Origin of the sequence: Natronobacterium gregoryi SP2 (assembly GCF_000230715.2) — an archaeon.
GTDB lineage: Archaea > Halobacteriota > Halobacteria > Halobacteriales > Natrialbaceae > Natronobacterium > Natronobacterium gregoryi.
This window is the reverse complement of sequence record NC_019792.1, coordinates 994,858-1,019,103: the sequence shown is the minus strand read 5'-3', so window position 1 is coordinate 1,019,103 and position 24,246 is coordinate 994,858. Positions and strand designations below refer to the sequence as shown.

Annotated in this window: 25 protein-coding genes and 1 tRNA gene; 12 read left to right on the top strand and 14 right to left on the bottom strand. The window is 63.6% G+C overall.

Annotation, left to right across the window (positions count from 1 at the left end; translation table 11 throughout):
• The first annotated feature begins 274 nt into the window (after positions 1 to 274).
• The gene (locus tag NATGR_RS04990; RefSeq protein WP_005581649.1) at positions 275 to 739 is read left to right on the top strand and encodes a type IV pilin; all 465 of its coding nucleotides are present in this window, start codon (positions 275 to 277) and stop codon (positions 737 to 739) included.
• Between the two features lie 47 nt (positions 740 to 786).
• Here the strand turns inward: NATGR_RS04990 and nucS are convergent, their stop codons facing one another.
• The 4 genes from nucS to NATGR_RS04970 form a co-directional block, all read right to left on the bottom strand.
• A complete protein-coding gene (gene nucS, locus NATGR_RS04985) occupies positions 787 to 1,578 on the bottom strand; it encodes an endonuclease NucS (protein WP_005581650.1) in 792 nt (263 codons plus the stop codon).
• Positions 1,579 to 1,839: 261 nt separating this feature from the next.
• Positions 1,840 to 1,912: transfer RNA gene (locus NATGR_RS04980), tRNA-Pro, on the bottom strand.
• Positions 1,913 to 1,993: 81 nt separating this feature from the next.
• Positions 1,994 to 2,590, bottom strand: coding sequence for a tRNA (pseudouridine(54)-N(1))-methyltransferase TrmY (gene trmY, locus NATGR_RS04975; RefSeq protein WP_005581651.1), 597 nt, complete (start codon positions 2,588 to 2,590; stop codon positions 1,994 to 1,996).
• A 47-nt stretch (positions 2,591 to 2,637) separates the two neighbouring features.
• Entirely contained in the window at positions 2,638 to 3,204 is a 567-nt protein-coding gene (locus tag NATGR_RS04970) for a metal-dependent hydrolase (protein ID WP_005581652.1), read from the bottom strand.
• Between the two features lie 100 nt (positions 3,205 to 3,304).
• Here NATGR_RS04970 and NATGR_RS18740 point away from each other — a divergent pair, with 100 nt between their 5' ends.
• Entirely contained in the window at positions 3,305 to 3,517 is a 213-nt protein-coding gene (locus NATGR_RS18740) for an HVO_A0556 family zinc finger protein (RefSeq protein ID WP_015233343.1), read from the top strand.
• Between the two features lie 15 nt (positions 3,518 to 3,532).
• On the opposite strand, the gene NATGR_RS04965 is transcribed toward NATGR_RS18740, so the two are convergent.
• The 3 genes from NATGR_RS04965 to NATGR_RS04955 form a co-directional block, all read right to left on the bottom strand.
• Positions 3,533 to 3,730, bottom strand: a complete 198-nt coding sequence (locus NATGR_RS04965; RefSeq protein WP_005581653.1) for a hypothetical protein — start codon at positions 3,728 to 3,730, stop codon at positions 3,533 to 3,535.
• Between the two features lie 2 nt (positions 3,731 to 3,732).
• Positions 3,733 to 3,936: a DUF7511 domain-containing protein gene (locus NATGR_RS04960; protein WP_005581654.1), complete on the bottom strand. Its 204-nt coding sequence runs from the start codon at positions 3,934 to 3,936 to the stop codon at positions 3,733 to 3,735.
• 270 nt (positions 3,937 to 4,206) lie between these two features.
• Positions 4,207 to 5,307: a S1C family serine protease gene (locus NATGR_RS04955; RefSeq protein WP_005581655.1), complete on the bottom strand. Its 1,101-nt coding sequence runs from the start codon at positions 5,305 to 5,307 to the stop codon at positions 4,207 to 4,209.
• A gap of 132 nt (positions 5,308 to 5,439) precedes the next feature.
• Here NATGR_RS04955 and NATGR_RS04950 point away from each other — a divergent pair, with 132 nt between their 5' ends.
• Positions 5,440 to 6,789 carry a tRNA pseudouridine(54/55) synthase Pus10 gene (locus NATGR_RS04950; protein WP_005581656.1) on the top strand — a complete coding sequence of 450 codons (1,350 nt, stop codon included), beginning with the start codon at positions 5,440 to 5,442 and terminating at the stop codon, positions 6,787 to 6,789.
• A 15-nt stretch (positions 6,790 to 6,804) separates the two neighbouring features.
• Here NATGR_RS04950 and NATGR_RS04945 read toward each other — a convergent pair whose 3' ends face one another.
• A complete protein-coding gene (locus NATGR_RS04945; RefSeq protein ID WP_005581657.1) occupies positions 6,805 to 8,874 on the bottom strand; it encodes a S9 family peptidase in 2,070 nt (689 codons plus the stop codon).
• A gap of 81 nt (positions 8,875 to 8,955) precedes the next feature.
• Here NATGR_RS04945 and rnhB point away from each other — a divergent pair, with 81 nt between their 5' ends.
• Complete coding sequence (gene rnhB, locus NATGR_RS04940) at positions 8,956 to 9,621, top strand: ribonuclease HII (protein WP_005581658.1); 666 nt, start codon at positions 8,956 to 8,958, stop codon at positions 9,619 to 9,621.
• Positions 9,622 to 9,785: 164 nt separating this feature from the next.
• Here the strand turns inward: rnhB and NATGR_RS04935 are convergent, their stop codons facing one another.
• Positions 9,786 to 11,450: a preprotein translocase subunit SecD gene (locus NATGR_RS04935; protein WP_005581659.1), complete on the bottom strand. Its 1,665-nt coding sequence runs from the start codon at positions 11,448 to 11,450 to the stop codon at positions 9,786 to 9,788.
• Positions 11,450 to 12,346: a protein translocase subunit SecF gene (secF, locus tag NATGR_RS04930; protein WP_005581660.1), complete on the bottom strand. Its 897-nt coding sequence runs from the start codon at positions 12,344 to 12,346 to the stop codon at positions 11,450 to 11,452. The genes NATGR_RS04935 and secF overlap by 1 nt, the downstream gene beginning before the upstream one ends.
• A gap of 117 nt (positions 12,347 to 12,463) precedes the next feature.
• Between secF and NATGR_RS04925 the strand changes: the two genes are divergently transcribed.
• A complete protein-coding gene (locus NATGR_RS04925) occupies positions 12,464 to 12,835 on the top strand; it encodes a hypothetical protein (RefSeq protein ID WP_005581663.1) in 372 nt (123 codons plus the stop codon).
• Here the strand turns inward: NATGR_RS04925 and NATGR_RS04920 are convergent, their stop codons facing one another.
• A complete protein-coding gene (locus NATGR_RS04920) occupies positions 12,836 to 13,309 on the bottom strand; it encodes a DUF5812 family protein (RefSeq protein WP_005581664.1) in 474 nt (157 codons plus the stop codon).
• A 62-nt stretch (positions 13,310 to 13,371) separates the two neighbouring features.
• Positions 13,372 to 14,583 carry an outer membrane protein assembly factor BamB family protein gene (locus tag NATGR_RS04915; RefSeq protein WP_244860896.1) on the bottom strand — a complete coding sequence of 404 codons (1,212 nt, stop codon included), beginning with the start codon at positions 14,581 to 14,583 and terminating at the stop codon, positions 13,372 to 13,374.
• Positions 14,584 to 14,706: 123 nt separating this feature from the next.
• On the opposite strand from NATGR_RS04915, the gene NATGR_RS04910 reads away from it, so the two are divergent.
• On the top strand, positions 14,707 to 16,002 hold the full coding sequence (locus tag NATGR_RS04910; RefSeq protein ID WP_005581666.1) for a hypothetical protein: 1,296 nt from the start codon (positions 14,707 to 14,709) through the stop codon (positions 16,000 to 16,002).
• A gap of 250 nt (positions 16,003 to 16,252) precedes the next feature.
• Positions 16,253 to 17,392 (top strand): CPBP family intramembrane glutamic endopeptidase, encoded by a 1,140-nt coding sequence (locus NATGR_RS04905; RefSeq protein ID WP_005581667.1) that lies wholly within the window; start codon positions 16,253 to 16,255, stop codon positions 17,390 to 17,392.
• Positions 17,393 to 17,460: 68 nt separating this feature from the next.
• Here NATGR_RS04905 and NATGR_RS04900 read toward each other — a convergent pair whose 3' ends face one another.
• Positions 17,461 to 17,919 carry an NOB1 family endonuclease gene (locus NATGR_RS04900; protein ID WP_005581668.1) on the bottom strand — a complete coding sequence of 153 codons (459 nt, stop codon included), beginning with the start codon at positions 17,917 to 17,919 and terminating at the stop codon, positions 17,461 to 17,463.
• 4 nt (positions 17,920 to 17,923) lie between these two features.
• On the bottom strand, positions 17,924 to 18,169 hold the full coding sequence (locus NATGR_RS04895) for a PRC-barrel domain-containing protein (RefSeq protein ID WP_005581669.1): 246 nt from the start codon (positions 18,167 to 18,169) through the stop codon (positions 17,924 to 17,926).
• Between the two features lie 266 nt (positions 18,170 to 18,435).
• Here NATGR_RS04895 and infB point away from each other — a divergent pair, with 266 nt between their 5' ends.
• From infB to NATGR_RS04870, 5 genes are all read left to right on the top strand, one after another.
• Positions 18,436 to 20,235 (top strand): translation initiation factor IF-2, encoded by a 1,800-nt coding sequence (gene infB / locus NATGR_RS04890; RefSeq protein WP_005581670.1) that lies wholly within the window; start codon positions 18,436 to 18,438, stop codon positions 20,233 to 20,235.
• Positions 20,236 to 20,315: 80 nt separating this feature from the next.
• Entirely contained in the window at positions 20,316 to 20,507 is a 192-nt protein-coding gene (locus NATGR_RS04885; protein ID WP_005581672.1) for a hypothetical protein, read from the top strand.
• A gap of 583 nt (positions 20,508 to 21,090) precedes the next feature.
• Entirely contained in the window at positions 21,091 to 22,758 is a 1,668-nt protein-coding gene (gene pyrG, locus NATGR_RS04880) for a glutamine hydrolyzing CTP synthase (protein ID WP_005581673.1), read from the top strand.
• Complete coding sequence (guaA, locus tag NATGR_RS04875) at positions 22,758 to 23,675, top strand: glutamine-hydrolyzing GMP synthase (RefSeq protein ID WP_005581674.1); 918 nt, start codon at positions 22,758 to 22,760, stop codon at positions 23,673 to 23,675. Before pyrG ends, guaA begins: the two co-directional genes overlap by 1 nt.
• Positions 23,672 to 24,013: a DUF7126 family protein gene (locus NATGR_RS04870; protein ID WP_005581676.1), complete on the top strand. Its 342-nt coding sequence runs from the start codon at positions 23,672 to 23,674 to the stop codon at positions 24,011 to 24,013. The genes guaA and NATGR_RS04870 overlap by 4 nt, the downstream gene beginning before the upstream one ends.
• Positions 24,014 to 24,246: the final 233 nt, after the last annotated feature.

Here is a 24,246-nt window from a genome sequence, read left to right as displayed (position 1 = left end):
CAAAACAAGAGCAAGCGGTAGTGGGCCCTCGAAAAGAATTTGGAGCAATCGGCGTGGCTCCTGTCTCTCCCAGAAACTAGATAGTTCGTGACTATCTTTCATTCGATTGAATTCAGTGTGGGATACTTATATATACTTCCGCTCCACAGAAATATTTAGCACCGAGAGAGCGACGGGAAGGGTGTTGGAGGTCGCGTGTCAGCGCTCGAGGTTCCGTACGTGGTGGTGCGCGGCGTCCTGGTGGCTTTCCGATCGTTCGGGTGCATCCATACACATGTTCGAACTACTGACTCAGCGGACGTGCGGAAACGCGGACGAACGCGGTGTTTCGCCCGTAATTGGTGTTATTCTAATGGTCGCGATTACCGTCATTCTCGCGGCCGTGATCGCGACGTTCGTCCTCGGGATCGGCGACGACATCCAGCAGGACCCACAGGCTGGCGTTTCGATCGACGACGGCGACCCGGCTGCCGTGGACGTGTCGCTGACGTCGATGGGTAATGCCGACGGTGTCGCTATCGTCGACACTGACGACGGACAGGTTCTGAACGAGAGCGAGGACGTCGACAACGCCGTTCTCGGGTCGACAGGAATGACAGCGACGGTGGGCGAACCTGGGAGTTACAGCGTCGTAGCGTACATGGGTGACGGTTCCGACCTCGACGAAACCTCCGTCCCTGACGACGAACTCCGTGCGACGGCGGTGATTAGCAACTTCGACGTCGAAGACCCCGCCTGAGCGTAATCCCGGTTTCGGGTACTAGTCGGTCTACTGTCCGTCTTCGTTCAGAAATCCGTCAGCTTCGCCTCCGTCGACCCCTTCGCATCGAGTCCGAACTCCGAGAGACCGACGAACTCGAGGCCGTTGTCCCGGAGCGCCCGTTTCACGCGGTCGGAAGCAGAGGGGGCGACGAGCATCCCGCGGACGCCGTCGCCGGCGGTGACACCACCTCCCGGTGACTCCGCTGGCGTTTTCCCGTCCTCGTACAGCGAGACGTATCGCTGGAGTTGGTCGAAGTGATTCAGCGTCGCCTGGATGCGCTTGACCTCGACGACGACGGGTGTACCGTTCGCGTCGACCGCGTAGAAGTCGACGAACCCGTACTTCGTCTCGCGTTCGTGTTCGACGATCCGGAGTCCCTCCTCGAGTACGTCGGGGTTCTCGGCGATGTACTCGTGCATCTCGGCTTCGGTGCCCGACTCCTCGTAGGTTGCGCCGTCCGTGGCGTCAAAGCGGGTCAGCCCGTAGCACTCGTGGATACGAACTTCCACGCGCTCGGTAGGGTTGCTACGACGAGCGAGCAGGACTGGTTCGCCCTCGCTGACGCGTGTGGAGACGCTGCCGCCGCCCGGCATCCAGTTCACTGGCTTGTGGCCGGTCGGCTGGTGGACCAGGAACGTGCCGTCCGGCTTGGCGACGAGAATCCGGTCACCCGGCCCGAGATAGCCACTCGTGCGACCCTCGTACTCTACCTCACACTCGGCTTCCACTGTCAACATCGCGCCGTTGCGAAACGCCGTCTTCGCCGCCTCGACGACGGCGTCCGGGTCCGGCGACTCGAGTTGCTCGACGACCATTCGTGAAAGCGGTGGCTCACCAGACGGGCAAAAATGTATTCGTTCGTGATCGTCAGCGCGGTCGATTTGGGGCTGTCTGTCCCTCGCTATTGGTCTCCACGTTAGGTCCGCTTTCCTCGAGTGACTCGAGACGAGAAGAGGCCGGCACAGATTCGAACCACGGTCGGAGCAACGTTTTCCCTGATTCGACTCTTTGCGCCGGCCCATTTTACCTCACGTCACAACGCCGAGCGTAGCGAGGCGTCTGTCGTGAGTGTAAAATGGGCCGGCGCAGATTCGAACTGCGGTTACGGCCACCCGAAGGCCGAAGGATACCAAGCTACCCCACCGGCCCGCAATCGACTTATGATCGTCGGGCAGTTTAACGTTTCCGAAAGGCCTCGTCGCTCGAGAACCGATCGTACGCCTCGAGCGATCAGAACTGCTCGTAGCTGTCGGTATCTAGGAAGTGATGGACGACTGTCACGGCCTGGTCGGCGTGCAGGCGTTTGGGTCCGATGCGGACTTGATGGTCGACGCCGTCCTCGAGCAGGGCCGTCTCTTCGTCGGTGAAGTCCCGGTGGTCCGAGAGGACGAAGACGGGGTCGGCGTCGACGAGACCCTCGACGTCGTAAACGGCGTCGCCGTCTTCGTGTAACTGGACGATCGGGCCGTCGAGTTTCTCGAGCGTGGCCTCGAAGCCGCGGCGGTACACCTCGATTCCGGGGCTGGGTTCTGCGGGGAGGACGCCGATGGCTTCGTCACGGTGCTCGAGGGCTTTCCGGACGAGCGCGGCGGTGCTGCGTTCGTCGGGGTTGAGCCGTCGGAGTTGGCTCCCGTCGAAGGTGATCGTGAGTTCGTCCTGTGCGATCAGGTGGACGCGGACGTCCTCGCGGATGCCGTGGGAGATGACGAACGCGGCCGTGATCGATCGACAGAGCGCGTCGAGACGGCCGGCACCACTTGCGAGGTCGTCGAGCGAGAAGTCGGGTTCGGTCGGCACGTCGTGGCCGACGAGTACGAACTGGCGCATAGCGAAGCGAGGGTGACGGCAGGGATAGCCTCCACGATTTCGCTGAGTTACCCCTCGGTGCGGAGCCGGCTGTTGACGCGCTCGAGCGTCCGGCGGGTGTACTCGAGGCCGGGAGCTCCGTCCAGGTACCAGACGACGGCAGCGACGGCGAACAGTCCGAACTGGAACAGTTCGTACGGACCCATCGTGTAGTAGTGGAGGGCGGCGTCGAGGACTCCCTCGACAGGTTCTTCCTCGCGTGTGGCCACCAGTGGCCACAGGAGGAAGCCGGTTCCAGTAAAATCACCGGTCAGGGCCGACGGCGGCACGTCGGCCGCGAGATGGGACAGGTGGCCGACGACGAAGGCGATACCGACGTTTTGTCGTTCGAGTCGGTCTGCGAGGAGGGCGACGACTGGGACGAGCACTGCGGCAAAGAGCAACGAGTGGCCAAGCGTCCGACCGCCGGGGAGGACACTGACTGCCCAGGCGAGGGGCTTGTCGATCAGGTCGGGAAACTGTGAGCCGACGGCGAGTGCCAGCGTCGGTACTGCGAGGGGTGCGCGGTCGAACCGGCGGTGCGTGTAGCCGGTGTACAGCAGGTATGCAACGGCGAGGTGTCCCCACGGCCACATCCAGTGAACGTTCTTCGCTCGACGAGATAGGCGCTTCGACTCACAGCGGGTTGCACATCCAGGGACAAGGCTTCCCAGTCGGCTCGTATGGAATAGTTGCATGGCAAAGTCAGACCCTGCACGGGGCTCGGGGACGGATGGGCGCAGTCCGACCGGCGACAAACGACGCCTGCTCTCGGCGCTCGAGGGGCGGTCGTGTCCGACTTGCGACGACGGTGGTACGCTCGAGCGCGCCACGTACAAGGGTAACGCGGCGGTGATCTGTGACGCGTGCGGGACGCCGAGGGTACAGGTGTGGACCGCCTCTTTTTGACCGTCTGGCCAGTTCTCACTGTGAGAACCGTGATTGCGAGTGTGGATAGTCGTGGCCGACGACGAGCGCGACGACGTGGACCACGACCAGCGCGAGTAAAAGCGAGAAGCGGGTAATCGAGTCGATCCCCGTGACGAAGACGGGCAGATAGGCCAGCGGGAACAACGTTCCGACCCAGAAACCGACGGCCGTAGCGGTACTTCCGGGGTGCATAGCTACCGCATCGTCTCGAGGTCGACGAACGAGTGTTCGTGAGCGGCGATCCAGCTCGACAGCAGTTGTTCTTCCGACGCGTCTTTCGGGAAGACGGCACACTCGTCAGGGGCGTCGTCGTTTTCGACGGTGACGTGATCGAGTTCGATCGCCGGGGGCTCGGGACCGCCATCGGAGGGTCTCGTATCGGTTTCGTGTCGTGACATTGGAAGACGGGCGATCGGTCTCGCCGGGCGGGACTACCGTTGCGTGAAGTATAGTTATCGACGAGCTACTTCGTGTGGACCGAGTGGGAGCGTCCGCTCCACTCCAGTTTCGTTCGTCCGTTTCGGTTGCAAAGAGTGTTTTACGCGCTAACGTGTACGATCTCACTACGCGGCTCGCCACTTCGATAGCCGAATTGTCGATCGGGTAGGAACGGATTACGGACGAGACGACTCCGTTTGGCAGTCGCTACTCGGGCACTCCCGGGACGGTTACCGCGCGCCGAGTGTCAGTTGTTCGTGGATCTCGCTGCCGTTCCGCCAGAGTCGCAGATCGATCGTCTGGCCGGGGCTGGTCTCGAGGGCGAGAAACGCCGAGAGTGCGTGTCGGTCCGGGATCGGCTGGCCGTCCATCTCGAGGATGACGTCGCCGCCGACTGGGATCAGTTCGCCGCTTCGGCGGACGGTTCTGTTGCTCCCTTGCAAGACGCCGTCTGCTGCTTCGTCGGGGACGATGTCGGTGGCGATCACGCCGGTTGCCCGCTCGAGGTCGTTCTCCTGGGCGATAATTCGATCGACGGAGGCGAGGCCGATTCCCATGTAGGAGTGGTGGTACTCACCGTCTTCGATGAGCGCCGGGACGACCCGCCGGGTGAGTGCTGCCGAGATGGCAAAGCCGATGTTGTCTCCGCCTGCAGCGTTGACGACGCCGACGACGTTTCCGCCGAGGTCGACGAGCGGACCGCCGCTGTTGCCGGGATTGACTGCGGCGTCCGTCTGGATCACGTTGGGGTACGAGAACTCTCGATCCGGTGGGTTGACGGTGCGGTTGACGCCGCTGACGACTCCTTCGGTGAGTGTCCCTTCGAGACCGTAGGGGTTGCCGACTGCGACGACTTGCTGGCCGACAACCGGACGTTCCTCGGCGAGTGACAGCGGCGTCGCCTCGTCGGGGACGTGATCGACCTCGAGGACGGCGAGGTCACTGTAGCGGTCGCTGCCGACGAGGCGGGTGTTCGTCCAGTCGCCGTTGACGTACTGGAGGTCCGCCTCTTCCCCACCGGCGACGACGTGGTCGTTCGTGACGACGTGGGTGTCGTCGACGAGAAATCCCGAACCCTGACCGCGGCCTTCACCGCCGGTCAGTGGGTCGTCGACGCCCAGCACTCGGATCATCGTCACTGAATCGATAATCGCCTCGTAGACGTCGGTAAAGGCAGATCCGTCGGCAACGGCGTCCCGATCGATTTCGCCGGTTGGGCCGCCCTCGATCGGGTCGCCGCTGCGGGGCTCGGTACAGCCGGCGACTGCACTGGCGAGACCTGCGCCCACAGCAGCGAGAACGCGGCGTCGATCGAGCCGTGCATCGTTCATATCCGACGGCTAGGCCTCCACGTATTTCAACTTCTGGATAACTTCGGCGCACATCCGCCCGACGCCGTCGAGACAGTACGCGTCGACGGCCGAAAGGAAAACGTGTTACCGGCGGCCCCCGATTTTCGGGACATGATCACGGAAGACGCCCGCGCGCTGCTCGAGACGGGATTCGTCTGTGACTCCTGTCTCGGCCGGCCGTTTGCCGATCGGAGTTTCGGACTTACAAACGTCGAACGCGGCAGGGCGCTTCGAACGACGGTCGCACTGGAAGACGACGAGGACTTCGAGCCGACCGAACCGGCAGACTGCTGGGTCTGTGAGGGGTACTGTGGGACGTTCGACGCCATCGCGGACGCGATCGTCGACGCCCTCGAGGGAACGGCGTTTGGCACTTACCAGGTCGGCACCCAGGTCCCACCGCTGGTCGAAGAGAACGAACGGCTCTTCCGGGAGGACGCTGGACTCGAGCCGGACATCGGTGAGTCACTGAAGCGAGAGGTGAACCGCGAGGTCGGTCGCCGTGTCGGCTCCAAAACCGGTACGGAGGTCGACTTCGACCGACCCGACGTGCTCGCAGTCGTCGACCTCGAGGGGTTCGACCCGCTCGAGGCACTCGCGGACGGCACGGTCACGGGCCACGCGGTCGACGTCCAGGTCAACCCCGCGTTCGTCTACGGTCGCTATCGGAAACTCGAACGGGACATTCCCCAGACGGAGTGGCCCTGCCGGGAGTGTGGCGGCAGCGGCGTCCAGTTGGGCGACGACGGCGAAGAGCCCTGTGACTACTGTGGCGGGTCGGGTTACATGTACGAGACGAGCGTCGAACAGGCCGTTCGCCCGCACGTCGTCGAGGCCATGGACGGCGACGAGGGGACCTTCCACGGTGCGGGCCGCGAGGACGTCGACGCCCGCATGCTCGAGGGTGGCCGGCCGTTCGTCCTCGAGGTAAAACGACCCCAAACGCGCGATCCGGACCCGGCCGAACTCGAGCGTGAGATCAACGAAGTTGCCGACGGCGTCGAAGTCGAGGGGCTCCGATTGGCGAGCTACGAGATGGTCGAACGCGTCAAGGAACACGACGCGAGCAAACAGTATCGCGCGGACGTCGAGCTCGACGATCCGATCGACGAGGACGCGTTCGAGGCTGCGATCGAGGAACTCGACGGCGCGACCCTGGCCCAGGAGACACCCGAGCGTGTCGACCACCGCCGGGCGAGTCTCACCCGCGAACGAACGGTCTACGACCTCGAGGGCGAACTGCGGTCGCCGACGGAAGCCGAGGTCCGACTTCACGGTGAGGGTGGCCTCTACGTCAAAGAGTTCGTCAGCAGCGACGACGGCCGAACGAAGCCGAGTCTCGCTGGCGTACTCGGGACCGAGGCCGAGGTGACGGCACTCGACGTGACCGGCGTCGAAGGCGAGGACGAGCCGTTCGAACGCGAGGAGTACTTCGTCGACGAACCGCGCGACAAGAGCTGACCTGCTGACCCCTATCTACTCGTCCGCCGCCGATTCTTCTCTGCCCGGATCGTGTTTCTCGTACCACTCGAGTAGTTGCTCGAGTCGGTGGATCGCCCGATCCGGATCGCCGACGTCGTGGTTCTCGTCGGGGTAGACGACGAGTTTCGCGTCGACGTCTTGTTTTCGCGCCGCGACGTAGAACTGTTCGGACTGGGTGGGCGGACAGCGCCAGTCCTCGCCACCGGCCATCACGAGCAGCGGGGTCGAGAGTTCGTCGGCCTTGAGGATCGCGGAGGCGTCGTCGTACGTCTCCGGGTTTTCCCAGGGGAGGCCGAAGTCGGCTTCTGTCCAGTTGTGCGAGTCGCTGGTACCGAACTCCGACCGGAGGTCGTAGATCCCGTGTTCGGGTGCGGCGGCGGTGAACAGGTCCGTCTGGGTGACGAGATACCCCTGTGCGATTCCGCCGTAGGAGAAGCCGTGCCCGAAGACGCGGTCGGAATCGACCCAGCCGCGGTCGACGAGGTCCTCGACGCCGGCCGCGATGTCCTCGACCTCTGCCGTCCCCCATCGACCTTTCAGCACCTCGGCGAACTCCCGGCCCCGAGAGGTGCCGCCGCGGTAGTTCGGTCGGAAGACGACGTAGTCGCGGCTCGTCAGGGCTGCGTGGTCGAAACTGAACTCGGGTTCGTCGTAGGACATGGGGCCGCCGTGGATCGCCACCACGAGCGGGTGCGGGCCGTCCTCGAGGTCGACGTCCGGATCGTGGTAGACGACGCCGTCGAGCGTCCAGCCGTTTGATTCCCACTCGACGCGACGGACGGTGGGCATCGAATACGAGTCGATCAGGTCGGCGTTGACGTCCGAGAGCCGTCGTAGCGACGCCGGCGGTTCGTCGGCCGTGAGGTCCTCGGTCGCCACTGTGTGAACGTCGAGCCCGTCGTTCGGGTGGGAGAACAGAAGCGACGCCGTCTGTTCGTCGTCGGCGACGTCGAACCCCATGATCGCCCGATCGTCGCCCTGTGCCTCGAAGACCCGTTCGACAGTCCCGTCGAGGTCTGCGCGGACGATTCTGGTTCGGCCCTCGTCGCCCACGAGGGTGTAGGCGGCGTCGCCGACCCACTCGACGGTTCCCCAGAAGGCGACTGTCCGGTCGAGGTCGACCGTCAGCGACCGTGCCTCTTCGCCGTCGTAGTAGTAGACTTCCGTGGGCCGACACCAGTTCTCCGGGTCGCGGGCGAGGAATCCGAGCGTCCCGTCCTCGCGCCACGACGGCCCCGAACACTGTACGTCGCCGTCGGTCAGCCGCTCCAGGCCGGCACCGTCCGGCGCGATCGTGTAGACGTCTCGGATCAGCGTATCGTCGGGACGCTCGAGCCGGCAGGAGGTAAACGCGATCCGGTCGGTTGGCCCCCAGCGCGGCTCCACTCCCGCCAGGTCCTGGAACGCGCCGCCGCCGTAGGCGTCGTCGAGTCGATCGAGATCGCCCGATTCGTAGTCGACGACGAACAGGTACGTCGTCACTTCGTCGGTCCAGCCGACGCCGTCGACTTTGTGCTGGAGCCGTGTCGTTTCGATCGGGCCGCCGTCGCGTACCTGCTCGAGGTAGGACTGCTCGTCTTCGGTCGGATCGCGCGATGCGATCACCAGTCGGTCGCCCTCTGGGCTCCAGTCGAACGCCGAGACGCCTTCCTCGCGGTCGGTTACCTGTCGGGCGTCACCGCCACGCTCGAGGTCGAACGCCCAGACTTGCTGTTTCGGTTCCTCGTCGCTGCCGTTCTCGCCGTCCGCATCGTCGTCCGAATCGGCTCGCTCGCTTCGGCCGACGCGCCGTTCTACGTCGGTCTCTCTCGCCGCGAGGAAGGCAAGGCGGTCCCCCGAGGGACTCCAGGCGGGACTCGAGGCACCGTCGACGGTAGTCAGCCGGTGTGGTTCGCGGGAACCGTCCGCGGGCACGACGAACAGGGAGGTGACGGCTTCCTCGGCCGCTTCGTCGTACTCCGTCGCCACGAACGCGACTCGGTCGCCGGTCGGCGAGATCGCGAGTTCGGTGATGCGGGTGAGATCGTAGAACGCGTCCAGTGGAATCGAGTCGGTCGCAGTCACGACGCATTCGTTTCAGGGAAGCAATATATAGGTTGGGGTGAGTCACAACCGTTATCTCTCGAGTCCACGACGTGTTCGCGTATGCCATTCGGTGTCGACGAGGCAGGCAAAGGACCGGTGCTTGGGTCGATGTTCGCCGCGGCCGTCTACGTCCCGGAGGCGGCCGCGCTCCCGGATGGAATCGCGGATTCGAAACGGCTTGCGCCCGAGCACCGGGAGAAACTCGCCGCGACGCTGCGTGAAGACGACCGGTTCGGGATCGGCGTCGCCGAAATTTCGACCGGTCGAATCGACGAGCCGACGACGGACATGAACTCCCTTACCGTCGAGGCACACGCGAACGCGATCGAGGCTGCACTCGAGGACTGTGCGCTCGAGAACGACTCAGTCGACGGCCTCTGTGACGCCTGCGACACCGACGCCAACCGGTTCGCACGCCGGGTTGCCGACGCAGCGTCGCTCTCCAGAGACCTCGACCTCGAGGCACGCCACGGTGCCGACGACGACTCGCCGGTCGTCGGTGCGGCCAGTATCGTCGCCAAGGTCGAACGCGACGCCCACGTCGCGGCCATTTCCGAGGAGTACGGCGACGTCGGCAGCGGCTACCCGAGCGATCCGACGACCCGGGAGTTCCTCGAGTCGTACGTCGACGACCACGGCGAGTTACCACCGTTTGCCCGCAGTTCGTGGTCGACCTGCGAGAAGGCGTTGGCGAGCGCCCAGCAGACCGGACTCGAGCAGTTCTGAGCGCCCTTGCAGATACAGCGCCGGTTCTCTCTCGACCCGCGCGAACGCGAGTCGTATGCCGCTTTGTACGAACTGTGACCGGTCAGTGTCGCTCGATTTCGCACGAACGAAGGGAAACGGCGAGAGAGTCGAGTGGTGTCCGCGGTGCAAAAACGAGTAGTTTCTTACTTGTCCGTCAGCAGCCGCTGGAGGATGTCACCGTAGGCGGGACGGGTGATGAGGACGCCGATGAGAACACCGAGGATCGTGATGATGGCGAATCCACGGAGGTCCCCGAGGCTCAACACGGCGAGTGGCGACATCGCGATGATCGTCGTCGCGGCCGCGGCCCCGATAATCCAGAAAGCCTTGCGGAACCGCGATTCGAATACCCGCTGTGAGTTGACGTCGCCTTCGTCCATCACCTCGTCGGCGATTATCACGAGGTCGTCGACCCCGGTACCGACGACGGCGATGAACCCGGCGACGTGAGAGAGGTCGAGTGGCATGCGTATCGCGGCCGCGAAGCCGAGCAAGATGACCACCTCCGCCATCGCCGTGGCGATCATCGGCAGGGCGACGCGCTTGTCACGGTAACGGAGGAAGACCACACCACTGACGGTCAGGATCGACAGGACGCCGATCAGCAGCGAGTACTCCTTGAACTGGTCGGCGAGTGCCGGGCTGATCGAGTACTGCTGGTCGCGATCGAAGTCCAGCGGCGCGCTCAGCGCGCCGGAGTGGAGGTTGACTGCGAGAGAGTGGGCGTCCTGCTGGGTCGGGACGATCATCCGGAACGTCGGGTTGGCAGACCACTCCTCGTTGTACATGCTCGCGGCGAGGTCGTCACCCATCGGGTGGGCGTCGACCACGTCGTCGTCGACCATAGTGAGGAGACACCACTGCTGGTCACCTTCGGGATGGTCGAAGTCGAACTCGTCGGCCTGACGATCCTGGATGGTACACTGTCCGACTCCCTGGGAGGTGAACCCGTACTCGTTCATCGCCGCCTCGTACTCCTCTGCGGGACTGCGTTCGCCTTCGGCGCTGGTGTCGTCGACGGTAACCGAGACGTAGTGTTGTCCATACCTGTCGTCGTAGGAGGCCGACCCGATCTGGCTCATGTCGTTCCGGGTGAGCACGGTATCGTTCGTGTGGGTCCCGTTCTCGCCACCTGGGTGGTAGGCAACGACGCGGACGTCACCACGGTCGGTGAGCAACTCGTGGAGTTCGTCCGAGGTCATCCCGGGCACTTCGGTGACGATATAGTGCTCGCCGCCGAGGGTCGCCTCTTCGTAGGCAGTGCCGCCCGACAGCCCCGCCTCGTTGATCCGCAACTCGATCGTCTCGATCATCTGATCACGGGTGTCCTGGGTGACCCTGTTCTCGACGTCGTCTCCGGTGACTTCACGTTCGCCACCGGCTTCGACGACCTCGACGTCTGCAGCCTGTAACGCCCCGGCAAACTCGCTTTCCGTGGTGTCCTCGTCGAACACTTCGATAGTGAAGTAGTTCCCCTCTTCGTGGAACCGAACGGTCACGTCAACCGGCTCGAGGCCGAGATCCTGCTGTACTGCAGACTGCACGTCGTTTTGTTCGTCGTGCTCGATCGCGAGGTCGCTGACGGTCATCCCGACCGGCGGTGCGCTAATTCGTGCGCCGCCCTCGAGTCCGAGGCCGTACTCGAGGTTCGTCGGGTTCTCGTCGACAGTTTGGTTCTCTTCGTCCAGCACCACGTCGTCGTCGCCCATAGCGAACCCGGGCACGAACAACGCGGATAGCGCGGCCGTCACGAAGACGACCAGCAGGAGGAACCGCCAGTACTCTTTGACGAAGGCGATCGGTCCCATTACGATCTCACCCCGTGGAATTTGTACCAGCGAAGCAGGGTTACGTTCATTAGGTACGTGTTCATCAGGTCGGCTGCGAGACCGACGAAGAGGATAATACCGACCGACGCCAGTAGCTCCACGCCGAACAGTGACGCGGTGATCCCCATCACGAGCATCGCCATCATCGAGGTGACAGTCATCGTGATACCGGTCCGCATCGCGCGGTGGGTGCTCTCGTAGAAGTCACCCTGTCGCCGCAGAACGTGGTTGTTCAACAGGATATCCGAGTCGACCGAGTACCCGATCAGCATCAACAGCGCGGCGACCGTTCCCAGCGAGAGCGGGATGTCGGCGACCGACATGAACGCCAGCGGAATCACCATGTCGGAAAAAGCCGACGCGACGATTGCGATCGACGGGACGAACGTCCGAAAGAGCAGAAACGCGATGACGCTCATCCCGACGAACGCGGCAGCGATCCCCAGGAGTGCGGTCTGTTGTGCCTGTTCGGCGAAGCTCGCCGACGCCGTCGATTCGGACTGGACGATCGACGCGTCGCCATCCTGGGCTAGATTCGCTTCGGCCTGTGTCGCCAGGTCCGAGATCACGTCGTCGTCCTCGACGCCGGCAAACTGGATCGTATACTGGTTGTCGACGTCGGGTGCCTGTACGGCCTGGATGGAATCCGGTTCCACCGTGAAGGCATCCTGGATCTCGGCGTCCGCAGACGTCGTCTGGACCGTCAGCTGTGCTCCGCCCGCAAAGTCCATGCCCAGGGGCACGGGTGCACCGGTCATCACGAACGTCCCACCGAGAACGAGCAGCGCAACTGCAAGAACCGCAAGCGGCACCGCCAAGAGTTGGCGGCTGCTGTACCGGGTGTACTCTATGTCCGGTACGTCGAAAGTCCCCATGTACGGAACCACTCGTAGTCGCCCGAAGTAAGCCTTCTCAATTTCTCCAGCATATCTTTCCGAGGAAGAACCTAGAAAATACACCAGACTGAAGCGCTTCGAGCCCGTTTTTCGGATATGGCACCCGATTCGAACTGCGACGGTGGACTCGAGACGACCACCGACCGCACCGTCGACGAACGTGCCGGCCGGGTCGTGGTGTCGTACCCGGCCGACCTCTCGAAGTGGGGGCGGTTCCAGGTCGAGAAACCCTCGTTTCGTGCCTTCCTCTGCAAGACCCGCGAAGAAGCCGTCGAGGGTGATCGGTGGGAAGAGTTCGTCGGCGTCGGCTGCTGTGGCAACACGCTCGACGTCCCCCTTCGGGTCGAACGCGTCGAGGGCGGCCCTCGTATCGCTGAAGACACCGAAATCGCCTACGAGGTCAGAGACGCCTGTGGACTCGAGGGAAGTTGGCGCGTCCAGAGCCAGGGCGGACCGGGACGGGCCTGACTAGTTCGGCAGGTACCGCACGCTCAACACGCCGTCGTCGACCGACCGGCGCACCTCGACGCGGACCGCCTCGAGTCGCGCCGCTCGCGCGATCGTCTCGTCGTCCTCCAAGACGTCGGTCGCGGCAGCCTCGACGTCCTCGCCGGGAACCGGAAAGACGTGAATCTCGCCGGTGCCGGCCCGTTCTTCTTTCACGATGTCGCCGACGTCGGTCTCTGCAGCGAGCGCTCTCTCGTGTTGGGTCGGCTCGAGGTCGCTGTCGACCAGTTCGATCGACCGGCGCTCCTCGACGTCGATCACTTCCCAGGCGACTTCGAGTGGCGGTTCGGGTGCGACGGTCGCCTCGAGGACGTCGTGGAGCTCGAGGCCGGGGTTCGAGGCGAGCGTGTGGACCTGTGCAGTCTCGACGTCGCGGACGACGGCCGACTCGCTTTCGGCGTGCGTGACGACGAACGTACCCGTCTTTTCGGTCATGGGCGGTCGTAGGAAAGGAACCGTTTTCCGGGTTTCGGCTTCAGAGCGTCACAGCGAGCGGGCTAGGAGAGCACGTGCAACTCGAACTCGCCGTCCTCGAGGTCGACCACGACGAACAGTTGTCCGTCGGCTGCGCTGACGAACGTCACTGTGCCGTCGACGTCGGACGCGAACCGGCGCTCGCGAACGCGGTGTTCGCGGACGCCGATCCCGCCGTCGACGTCGATCGCGTACAGTCGGTCGCCGCCGACGTAGACGGTGTCGCCGACGACGATCGGTGGATTCCGCGTGCCTTCACCGACGTCGACTCGCCAGGATTCGTCGCCGTCGTCGGCGTCGAAGGCGTAGAGCGTCTCGTTGTCCCGGACGAACACTCTGTCGTGGGCGACCGCACTGGCGCCGTCAGGAGACGTGCCCGTGCTGGCACGCCACTCCCGCCTGCCGGTGTCGTCGAGACAGTACACGTACCCGTCCCGGCAGCCGACGACGATTCCCGATCCACCCAGTCGATCGCCCGACGTGACCACCGTCGGTGTCGACCTGATCCAGTCCGGTAGCTGTCGTCGCCAGCGAACGCGCCCCGAGGTGTCGAGCGCGTACAGTTCGCCACTCTGTGTGGCGACGACCAGCGGGAACAGGGAGGTCTCGTTGAACACGATCGACCCATGGGCGATCCCTTGCAACTGGCGCTCCCAGACCACCTCGCCCGTCTCGGGGTCGAACGATCGAACGTACTCGCCGGCGGCCGCGTAGAGGTGCTCCGTTCGATCGAGGTACGTCGGCGCGTGGTCCACGAACGGATAGTCGAACTCGTACTTCCACTCGCGCTTGCCGCTCTCTACGTCGACGGCGATCAACGTCCCGTGATCGGTGACGTACGCCACCCCCTCGACGACCGTCGACGCGCTCGTGTACGTGACGCCGCGGTCACCGTTCTCCGACTCGACGGACCACAGCCGCTCGCGCGTTTCGCGGTCGACGGCGACGACGTCGCGCCCGGTCGTCAGTAACACGACCTCGTCGGCAACGATCGGTTCCGCGAGGACCGGATAGGCGTCGAACTCGAGTGCCCACTCGAGTGTCGGGTCGTCCCGTGGGGCGACGCCGTCGGGGATCGCCCGGGAGTTTCGAGCGTCGGCACCACCGGTCGACCAGTCGTAGGCGGCCGTCTCGCCCGCGTCAGCGGTTCGGCTACCGAGACAGCCAGAGAGGGCGGCGACGCCGAGCGTTCCAGTCGCGGTGAGCATCGAGCGGCGAGAGCAGCGGGAGGGCATCGGTACCTGATCCGACAGTTCCCGTCGTCAAGTCTTTTCTGTTATTTTCCTGTCGTTCGGTCGGTGCGGCGCTACTCGTCGTATCACGGAACGCCTTTGGCCACGGCGGTTGGCCCCTCTCGTATGAACGTCGACATCGGTAACGCGCTCGCGTCCGAGGCGTCACCGGGCGTCTCGCGGGCGAGTCTCGAGCGCCTCGACGAGCAGGTCGCCGAGGCTCACGAACGGATCGAACGCGGCATGGAAAACGCCGAACACGGGTACGAGGCACTGAACCTCCCAGAACGGACGGACCCCGACGAGATCCGTGCCGCCGTCGAGCCGGTCGCCGACGCCGAGGCGCTGGTCACCGTCGGCATCGGCGGGAGTTCGCTCGGCGCGGCGACGATCGTCGACGCGCTAGAATCCGACACGGAGACCGTCTTCCTCGACAACGTCGACCCCGACTGGATCTCGCGCCGACTCGAGTCGCTGCCCCTCGAGAAGACGGCGATCAACGTCGTCTCGCGCTCGGGTACGACGGCGGAGACGCTGGCGAACTTCCTGGTCGTCCGCGAGGCGTTCGACTCCGCGGGCGTCGACTGGACCGAACGAACGATCGTCACGACCGGCGACGCTGGTCCGTTGTGCGACCTCGCGGACCGTCACGACCTGCCGTCGCTGAAAGTTCCCGACGGCGTCCCCGGCCGCTTCTCGGCGTTGTCCGCGGTCGGGATGGTCGCTGCGGCGGTCTGTGGCCACGACCTCGAGGCCCTGCTCGAGGGTGCCGCCGCCGAACGCGAGACGCTTGCGGGATCGCTGTTCGACTGTCCGGCCTACGCCTACGGCGCGACGGCCTACGCCCTCGACCAGCGCGGCGCGGGGACGAACGCCGTGATGCCCTACGCCGAGTCACTCGAGACGTTCGCCGAGTGGTTCGCCCAGCTGTGGGCCGAGAGCCTCGGCAAGGACGAACTCGGCCAGACCCCCGTCCGGGCGCTGGGCGTGACCGACCAGCACTCCCAGCTACAACTGTACCGTGCCGGCCCGCGGGACAAGCTCGTCACATTCCTCATCGCCGGAACCAACGAGGATCGACCGATCCCCGAGACGCAAGTCGAGGATCTGGCTTACCTCGGTGACTCGACGCTCGGCGACCTGCTCAAGGCCGAGTTCGAAGCCACGGAGGCGAGTCTCGCCGCCGCGGGTCGACCGAACGTCCGCCTCGAGATCGAACAGATCGACGAGTACGAACTCGGCGGTCTGCTGTACAGCATGGAGGCGGCCTGCGTCCTCGCGGGCGAACTCTACGGCGTGAACACGTTCGAACAGCCGGCCGTCGAGTGGGCCAAGAAGGCGACGCGTGGTCTGCTGGGCGGAGGAGAGTTCGAGGAGGCCAACGCGGTCGCAGAGAAGACCGAACTCCGCGTCGAACGCTAGTGGCGGGCCAAGCCTGAACTGATGGGTCGAATCTGGCGGTGTGGCTCGATTCGACCCGTCAGTCGACGGTTGGGACGGTACTAGTACCATCCCAAGCGTGGACCGACTAGTTGAGAGTTGGCCCAAACCGATCACGATTCTCGATCGGAAGTGGAGTGCACTAGCCAGAGTAGACTTGGGACGGTACTAGCCGCCGATCCGCCACGTTGCGGAGGTCATATGAACGTTCACGCGAACTGTCGAACAACGCATGACCGACACTGTCCGAGCCGACGACACGGGCGCTACCGATTCTGACGTCGCCTCGAGCCTCGGAACGGCAGTCGCGGCCGTGACGATGGCCGCCGTTCTCGTCCCCGTTCGCCGCGGCGTCGACGAGCCGGCCGTCCTGGCCGCCAGCGGCTTTGCCCTCGTCGCCGTCTTCGCCTTTCTCGCCCGCCGCCACGGCGGTCCCGATCGCAGACCCGTTGCAGTCGTCGCTACCCTCTCGAGTCTGGCGGTCGTCTTGCTCTCCGGCTACGCATTGAACAGGGGCTTGCTGGCGGTGGTCGATCTCCCGGTACCGCTTCTCGACGGAACCTGGTCGCTCTCGCTGCTCGTCACTGCGTTCGTGACGGCAGGGCTGTGCGTCGGTCTCGGGGCCGCAGACTACTTCGGCGTCGGCGTGGCCGGCCTCGTCCGTCGCGCCCAGCAAACTGCGACGCTGGCCGGGGTCGGAATCGTCGGACTGTACGTCCCTGCGATGGTGACGCTGGTCCTCGAAGGCCCGGCCGCCCAGATCTTGTCGACGCCCGAACTATCGATGGTCCAGGGAACCGTCGTTAGCCAGCTCGGGATGGCGCTTGGCACGGGACTGGTCGTGTTCGGGTACATCACGCTCAGACAGTACGACCTGTCGTTTATCGACCTGCACGTTCCGACGAAGCGAGACGCCGCGTGGGCCGTCGGCGGCCTCGTCGTCCTCTTCGGGGCGATGTTTCTGATCTCGTTTTTCTTCGAACTGATCGGCGTCGAAAGCGCAGAACACGGCACCACAGGTCAGGCACAGCAGTCCCCGGAAGTCCTGCTCGTGTTGATCCCCGCGGCGATTCTGGTCGTCGGCCCCTTCGAGGAGTTGCTCTACCGAAACGTGATCCAGAAAGAACTGTACCGTAGCTTCTCCCGGTACGGCGCGATCGTCGTTGCCAGCGTCATCTTCGCGCTGGTTCACGTCTTCGCATACGGGACGGCCGACCTCGGTGCAGTCATCGCCAGTCTCGGGATCGTCTTCGGTCTATCGATCGTCCTCGGTGCCATCTACGAGCGAACCGATAACCTGCTAATCCCGTCGCTCGTCCACGGCGTCTACAACGCACTCCTCTGGACGAGCCTCTATTTCACCTACGCCTGACTTCCGCGTCCCAATCGACGAACGCGTCGCTCCCGGACTCGTGAACTATCGGCAGTCAGCCGGGCGCGTCAGGATGGATTCTTGCGTGCGAGTGATGAACCACAGATCGGACAGCGATCTTTCTCCTCGTCGAACTCGCGGCCACAGCCCTGACACTGGTAGTGCCAGTGGCGCTGCTCGTCGATTCCCTCGCGGGCGATCACTTCGACGTCGACGTTGAGTTTCTCCGCGACGTTTTGCATCGCGTAATCGTCGGTCACGAGCGTGGCGTCGAGTTCGAAACTAGCCGCAACGAGTCGAACGTCGGTCTCGGAGAGCACCTCCAGGTCGCCGGACTCTTTGGCGGCCCGCTGGACTTTCTCCGTCGTGTCCTCGTTCGGAATGTGGATGTGCATCCCGGAGCCTTCCATCGCGTCGTAGCGATAGGCACTCTCGTCCTCGAGTTCTTCGCGGACGAGGGGGATAGTTGCAGTCTGTTCTGTCGTATGAAAGTCGTGGATGAAAGCCGAGGAGTCGAGAACGTACATACCGTTAGCGCTTGACGACAATGTAATCTTTCACCGCCTGAACGCGGCTGACTGGCACGAGAAACCGGCCGCCTTCGTCGACATCGAAGTCGACGGCGCGGGCTGGAAGTTCGTCGTCAGGTTCGACGATCAGGTCGCGAAGCTGTCCCGACTTGAGGTCCATCGTGATGTTGTAGAGGAGCCCGAGTTCCGTCCCGTCGGAACCCATGACGGCCTTCCCCGATAGATTCTCTGCGAGTATCTCGCTCATGCATATCCGTATTTACTAGTCGGTATTAAAAACCACGGGGTTGTGGGCCGTTCCACCGTCGTCTGGCGCTTTTGACCGTTCGGCATCGACCGAACCCGCCGACTCGTCGTCGAGAACGACACACTGTCTTCCGCTGTACACCTCTCGGTGTTTTCCCGTCTCGGCCGACGAGATGCGGTTTGTTGACACCCTGTGGCGACCGTGACGATGGGTTTAACTACCGTCCTGCGGACGCTCTAGGCAAGACCTTCTCGGGTGGTTCACTCATGTCGGATACGGACACGCGCGACCCCACGTCTCTCAGAACGCCGATCGTCGCCGTCCTCGGACACGTCGATCACGGCAAGACGAGTCTCCTCGACAAGATCCGCGGCTCCGCGGTCATCGAGGGTGAAGCAGGTGCGATTACCCAGCACATCGGTGCGACGGCCGTCCCGCTCGATATCGTCTCTTCGATCGCGGGCGATCTCGTCGACCCCGAGGACTTCGACCTCCCGGGGCTGTTGTTCATCGACACGCCGGGACACCACTCCTTTACCACGCTTCGATCGCGCGGTGGCGCGCTCGCGGACATCGCCATCCTCGTCGTCGACGTCAACGACGGGTTCCAACCGCAAACGCTCGAGGCGCTGGACATCCTCCGACGATCGGAGACACCGTTTATCGTCGCGGCGAACAAGATCGACACCGTTCCTGGCTGGAACGAGAACGAAGACTCGCCGATCAACGCGACCTACGAGTCCCAGACGGATCGCGTCCAGGGCCGACTCGACGAACAACTCTACGAGATCATCGGCAACCTCTCGGACGAAGGCTTCTCCGCGGACCTCTACTGGCGAGTGCAGAACTTCCAGCGCAACGTCGGCGTCGTCCCCGTCTCCGCGATGACTGGCGAGGGCGTCCCCGACCTGCTTGCCGTCATGATGGGGCTCTCCCAGCGCTACATGAAAGAAGAAATGGAAATCGACGTCACCGGCCCCGGCGTCGGCACCGTCCTCGAGGTCAAAGAGGAGAAAGGGTTCGGGAAGACGGTCGACATCGTCCTCTACGACGGCACGATCAGGGCTGACGACCAACTCGTCGTCGGCGGCCAGAACGATCCCATCGTCACTGACGTTCGCGCGCTCCTCCAGCCGCGACCGCTCGCCGAGATTCGAACCGAGAGCCGTTTCGAAAAAGTCGACGAGGTAAGCGCCGCAGCAGGGATCAAGGTCGCCGCACCCGAACTCGACGACGCGATGGCCGGTGCGCCGGTTCGCGTGGTCCGTGACCGCAACCTCGAGGACGTAGTCCACGAGGTCCAGGCCGAACTCGCGGACATCGCGGTCGACACCGAAGAACAGGGCGTCGTCGTCAAGGCAGACACGCTCGGTAGCCTCGAGGCGATGGCCGACGCCCTCGAAGATGCAGAGGTGCCGATCGTCCGCGCCGAAGTGGGCGACATCGCACCGCGTGATATCTCGGTCGCTTCGACGGCCGACGATCCGAAACAGCAGGTCATCCTCGGGTTCAACGTCGACGTTCTTTCCGAGGCCGAAACGCGGGCCGAGACCGACGACGTGGGTATCTTCACCGACGAGGTTATCTATCAGCTCGTCGAGGAGTACGACGAGTACGTCGAGGAGATCGAACAGGCCCAGCAGGATACGATTCTCGAGAACATCACCCGGCCTGCGCGGTTCCGTATCCTCCCCGACCACACGTTCCGCCAGAACGATCCGGCGGTCGTCGGCGTCGAAGTCGACGCCGGCACCCTGCAGAACAACACGAACGTCGTCAAGTTCGACGGAGCCAAACCAGAACGTGTCGGCCAGATCAAGGGCATCCAGGAACAGGGCGAAGACGTCGACGAGGCCCGCAACGGCGACCGCGTCTCGGTCGCGATCGACGGCCCGACGGTCGGCCGCGGTATCGAGGAAAGCGACCGACTCTGGGCCGAAATACCCGAGAAACACGCGAAGATCTTGGAACAAGAACTGGCCGACGAGATCCCCGGCGACGAACTCGAGGCACTGAATATGTATCTCGACAAGCAGCGCAACCGTGATCCGTTCTGGGGCAAGTAGGGTACAGCGGTAGCGAGGTGAAACCCCACCACTGGGAATGGGCGGGATACTTAACCACTTTCGGACGCCACGTCCGACCAATGTCGGACACCACCGGATCAGCGGATGAAAGCGATCAGTCCAGCTTCTTCGAAGTTCCGTACGGCGACGAACTCCTTTTGCTGTTTGGACTGCTCGGACTCGGGTTGCACAGCATCGGGTACGATTTCGGAACGGCCATCGTCATCCTTGCGCTGGGGTTCCTCTACATGGAGGGGAAAGACGACGAGTGAGACGGACTGCTGTCCCGATGCCCCGGCGCGACCGCAGGAGCGCACCGCACCGCCACTGACTGACAGCACACCGTCTGAGACGAGGTGTTGTACCGATACCCCGGTACAACCGCGCCGGGACGGACACTGACAATGACGGACAGGAACCCGCTCAAGACGGACTGCCGGAGATGTACCAGCGTGGTCGCGCTCCGATTGCGGCCGCGCTGTCTGACCCTCACGCAGTAAACGGGACGGTGGGCTCCATTCGCGTCGTGGCTCCGTTCCTCGGTCCGGCACGCTCGCGAACTCGAGGCACATGAGTGTCTCGAGAGCTCAGAGGTGTGTTCCGGACGCCAAGACACCGAAAACGGCCGTTGTCAGTGTCCCGAAGACGGTCCAGGTGACGGGGAGGTGTAATCGATCTCGAGTCGTTTTTTCTTCGAGCGCCGATACTGTCGCCGTCCTGTGTGGGCTGTTACGGTCCGAGACACTGGTTCGCGCCACTCTCGGAATTCGGACGTGTCACGTTCGGGAATGACAGGCTGTGGCGGAGACGGCACAGTCCCGAAATCGTTTTCAACTGCTCGCGCGCACACTCGGTATGCCGACGGAATCGGACACTCATTATGACCCCTCATTGGGGAACAAGTTCATCTTCGTCACCGGCGGCGTCATGTCGGGACTCGGCAAAGGGATCACGGCCGCAAGCACCGGCCGGCTCCTGAAAAACGCCGGGTTCGACGTCACCGCGGTGAAGATCGACCCGTACCTGAACGTCGACGCCGGGACGATGAATCCCTACCAGCACGGGGAAGTGTACGTCCTCGAAGACGGTGGCGAGGTCGACCTCGACTTGGGGAACTACGAACGGTTCCTCGACGTCGACATGACCTCGGACCACAACGTCACGACGGGGAAAACGTACCAGCACGTCATCGAGAAGGAACGCGCCGGCGACTATCTGGGCAAAACGGTCCAGATCATTCCCCACGTCACTGACGACATCAAGCGTCGCATCCGGGAGGCCGCCGAAGGAACCGACGTCTGTCTCGTCGAAGTCGGGGGTACCGTCGGTGACATCGAGGGGATGCCCTACCTCGAGGCGCTGCGCCAGTTTGCCCACGAGGAAGACGACGACGATGTCTTGTTCGTCCACGTCACGCTCGTGCCCTACTCGAAAAACGGCGAGCAGAAGACGAAGCCGACCCAACACTCCGTCAAGGAGGTCCGTTCGATCGGACTCCAGCCCGACGTGATCGTCGGCCGATGTGAGGATCGGCTCGATCCCGAGCCCAGGGAGAAAATCGCGCTGTTCTGTGACATCCCAACCGATGCGGTGTTCTCGAACCCCGATGTCGAGGACATCTACCACGTCCCGCTGATGGTCGAAGAGGAAGGGCTCGATCAGTACGTCCTCGAGCACTTCGGGTTGGCCGACGAGGCACTCCCGAAAGGCGAGCGAGCAAACGAGTGGCGCGAGATCGTCACCACCGAGAAATCCGGCGAGATAGACGTCGCACTGGTCGGGAAGTACGATCTGGAGGACGCCTACATGTCGATCCACGAATCTCTGAAACACGCCGGGTTCGAGTGTGGCGTCGACGTCGATGTCCACTGGATTCCGGCCGACGAGATGGCCGACGACTACGATGACCAGCTAGACGAAGTCGACGCCGTCATCGTCCCCGGCGGCTTCGGAATGCGTGGCTCGGAAGGGAAGATCCGCGCAGTCCAGTACGCCCGTGAAAACGACGTTCCGTTCCTCGGACTTTGCCTGGGCTTCCAGATGGCCGTCGTCGAGTACGCACGTAACGTGCTCGGCCTCGAGGGGGCACACTCCGCGGAGATGGACGAGGACACACCCCACCCGGTCATCGATATCCTCCCCGAACAGTACGAGGTCGAAGACATGGGCGGCACCATGCGCCTTGGTGAGCACACGACCGTTATCGAACCGGAGACGCTGGCCTACGACCTGTACGGTGACACGTCCTGCTCGGAACGGCACCGCCACCGTTACGAAGTCAACCCCGAGTACTTCGAGCAGTTCGAAGACGAGCCGCTCGTCTTCTCCGGGACCGCAGGCAACCGCATGGAAATTCTCGAACTCGCGGACCATCCGTACTTCCTCGGAACGCAGTTCCATCCCGAGTACACGTCCCGCCCCGGACAGCCCAGCCCGCCGTTTCTCGGACTAGTCGAGGCGGTGCTCGAACAAACTGACGACGCGGACACGCACGTAGAGAGCGAAACGGAGGTTACCCACTGATGGTAGACACTGAGACGTTCGTCCCCGACGCAGTAGCAGAGATCGAAGACGAAATCGGCGACGCAAACGCCGTCATCGCCCTCTCGGGCGGCGTCGACTCCTCGGTCGCCGCGGCGCTGGCCTACGAGGCTATCGGCGATCAACTCACTCCAGTCTACGTCGATACCGGGCTGATGCGGAAAGGCGAAACGGCCCAGATCCGGGAGACGTTCGACTACATGGAGTCGCTGCGGATCGTCGACGCCAAAGACCGGTTCCTCGAGGCGCTTTCCGGCGTCACTGACCCCGAGGAGAAGCGGTCGATCATCGGCGAGCAGTTCATCCGGGAGTTCGAGCGCGAGGCGACGGAAGCCGACGCCGACTACCTCGTTCAGGGGACGATCTACCCCGACCGTATCGAGAGCGAAGGCGGCATTAAGTCCCACCACAACGTCGGTGGGCTCCCCGAGGTCGTCGACTTCGACGGCATCGTCGAACCCGTCCGCGACCTCTACAAGGACGAAGTGCGGGAGGTTGCACGCCACCTCGGACTCGACGAAATCGTCGCCGAACGGATGCCGTTCCCCGGTCCCGGTCTCGCGGTGCGGGTCATCGGCGAAGTCACCGAAGAGAAACTCGAGGTCGCCCGCCACGCCTGTCACGTCGTCGAGGACGAACTCGAGGAGTACGAGCCCTGGCAAGCCCTTGCGGCCGTCATCGGGAAGGCGACCGGCGTCAAGGGTGACAATCGCGTCCACGGCTGGGTCGTCTCCGTGCGATCGGTCGACTCTCGCGACGGAATGACAGCAAAGGCCCAGGAGATCGACTGGAACACCCTTCAGCGCATCCAGTCCCGAATCACTGGTCAGAACGAGAACGTCGCCCGAGTCGTCTACGACGTGACGCACAAACCACCGGCGACCATCGAGTACGAATGACGGACCGAGAGGACGACACGTACGCGATCGTTACCGGCCCCGACAACGCGGACGTCTCACCGGCACTCGAGGCCGAAGGCGTCGAGGTGCGGCGACTCCAGGGTATCGTTTCGCGACCGCAACTCGAGGACGCGGGTATCGTCGACGCCGATCTCTACGTCCTGACCGATGTCGATCAGGCGACGACGATACCGATCGTCTGCGATCTCAACGACGACCTCCAGACGGTCGTCTACGCTGACCGGACGACCCCTGAGTTCGTCAAAGCCCAGCTCGATCTGGCAGTCGATCCTCAGTTGATCGGCCCGGACGTACTCGCTGAAGAGTTGCTGGGCTGAATTCGACCGGCGTTCGATTCGACCGAAACTGGTTTTACAGTTAAAACTATGACAGACAGCTACATCTTCGTTTCAGCCGTCTTCGCCCGGCCTATCGGGGATTTAAATCCGAGTTAAATGAGCTAGAATCGTCGTAAGCGTTCTATACTGTCGCCCCGGTTGAAGTGGTCGCCAGCCATATCTGTAATTGGAGGTCGACGGGCAAACTCCACCGAGGCACCGATGCCTGTTCC

Excerpts from the sequence above, each read along its gene's own strand:
- NATGR_RS04990 (WP_005581649.1), top strand. The coding sequence starts at position 275 with ATGTTCGAACTACTGACTCAGCGGACGTGCGGAAACGCGGACGAACGC.
- nucS (WP_005581650.1), bottom strand. The coding sequence starts at position 1,578 with ATGGTCGTCGAGCAACTCGAGTCGCCGGACCCGGACGCCGTCGTCGAG.
- trmY (WP_005581651.1), bottom strand. The coding sequence starts at position 2,590 with ATGCGCCAGTTCGTACTCGTCGGCCACGACGTGCCGACCGAACCCGAC.
- NATGR_RS04970 (WP_005581652.1), bottom strand. The coding sequence starts at position 3,204 with ATGTGGCCGTGGGGACACCTCGCCGTTGCATACCTGCTGTACACCGGC.
- NATGR_RS18740 (WP_015233343.1), top strand. The coding sequence starts at position 3,305 with ATGGCAAAGTCAGACCCTGCACGGGGCTCGGGGACGGATGGGCGCAGT.
- NATGR_RS04965 (WP_005581653.1), bottom strand. The coding sequence starts at position 3,730 with ATGCACCCCGGAAGTACCGCTACGGCCGTCGGTTTCTGGGTCGGAACG.
- NATGR_RS04960 (WP_005581654.1), bottom strand. The coding sequence starts at position 3,936 with ATGTCACGACACGAAACCGATACGAGACCCTCCGATGGCGGTCCCGAG.
- NATGR_RS04955 (WP_005581655.1), bottom strand. The coding sequence starts at position 5,307 with ATGAACGATGCACGGCTCGATCGACGCCGCGTTCTCGCTGCTGTGGGC.
- NATGR_RS04950 (WP_005581656.1), top strand. The coding sequence starts at position 5,440 with ATGATCACGGAAGACGCCCGCGCGCTGCTCGAGACGGGATTCGTCTGT.
- rnhB (WP_005581658.1), top strand. The coding sequence starts at position 8,956 with ATGCCATTCGGTGTCGACGAGGCAGGCAAAGGACCGGTGCTTGGGTCG.
- NATGR_RS04935 (WP_005581659.1), bottom strand. The coding sequence starts at position 11,450 with ATGGGACCGATCGCCTTCGTCAAAGAGTACTGGCGGTTCCTCCTGCTG.
- secF (WP_005581660.1), bottom strand. The coding sequence starts at position 12,346 with ATGGGGACTTTCGACGTACCGGACATAGAGTACACCCGGTACAGCAGC.
- NATGR_RS04925 (WP_005581663.1), top strand. The coding sequence starts at position 12,464 with ATGGCACCCGATTCGAACTGCGACGGTGGACTCGAGACGACCACCGAC.
- NATGR_RS04920 (WP_005581664.1), bottom strand. The coding sequence starts at position 13,309 with ATGACCGAAAAGACGGGTACGTTCGTCGTCACGCACGCCGAAAGCGAG.
- NATGR_RS04915 (WP_244860896.1), bottom strand. The coding sequence starts at position 14,583 with ATGCCCTCCCGCTGCTCTCGCCGCTCGATGCTCACCGCGACTGGAACG.
- NATGR_RS04910 (WP_005581666.1), top strand. The coding sequence starts at position 14,707 with ATGAACGTCGACATCGGTAACGCGCTCGCGTCCGAGGCGTCACCGGGC.
- NATGR_RS04905 (WP_005581667.1), top strand. The coding sequence starts at position 16,253 with ATGACCGACACTGTCCGAGCCGACGACACGGGCGCTACCGATTCTGAC.
- NATGR_RS04900 (WP_005581668.1), bottom strand. The coding sequence starts at position 17,919 with ATGTACGTTCTCGACTCCTCGGCTTTCATCCACGACTTTCATACGACA.
- NATGR_RS04895 (WP_005581669.1), bottom strand. The coding sequence starts at position 18,169 with ATGAGCGAGATACTCGCAGAGAATCTATCGGGGAAGGCCGTCATGGGT.
- infB (WP_005581670.1), top strand. The coding sequence starts at position 18,436 with ATGTCGGATACGGACACGCGCGACCCCACGTCTCTCAGAACGCCGATC.
- NATGR_RS04885 (WP_005581672.1), top strand. The coding sequence starts at position 20,316 with ATGTCGGACACCACCGGATCAGCGGATGAAAGCGATCAGTCCAGCTTC.
- pyrG (WP_005581673.1), top strand. The coding sequence starts at position 21,091 with ATGCCGACGGAATCGGACACTCATTATGACCCCTCATTGGGGAACAAG.
- guaA (WP_005581674.1), top strand. The coding sequence starts at position 22,758 with ATGGTAGACACTGAGACGTTCGTCCCCGACGCAGTAGCAGAGATCGAA.
- NATGR_RS04870 (WP_005581676.1), top strand. The coding sequence starts at position 23,672 with ATGACGGACCGAGAGGACGACACGTACGCGATCGTTACCGGCCCCGAC.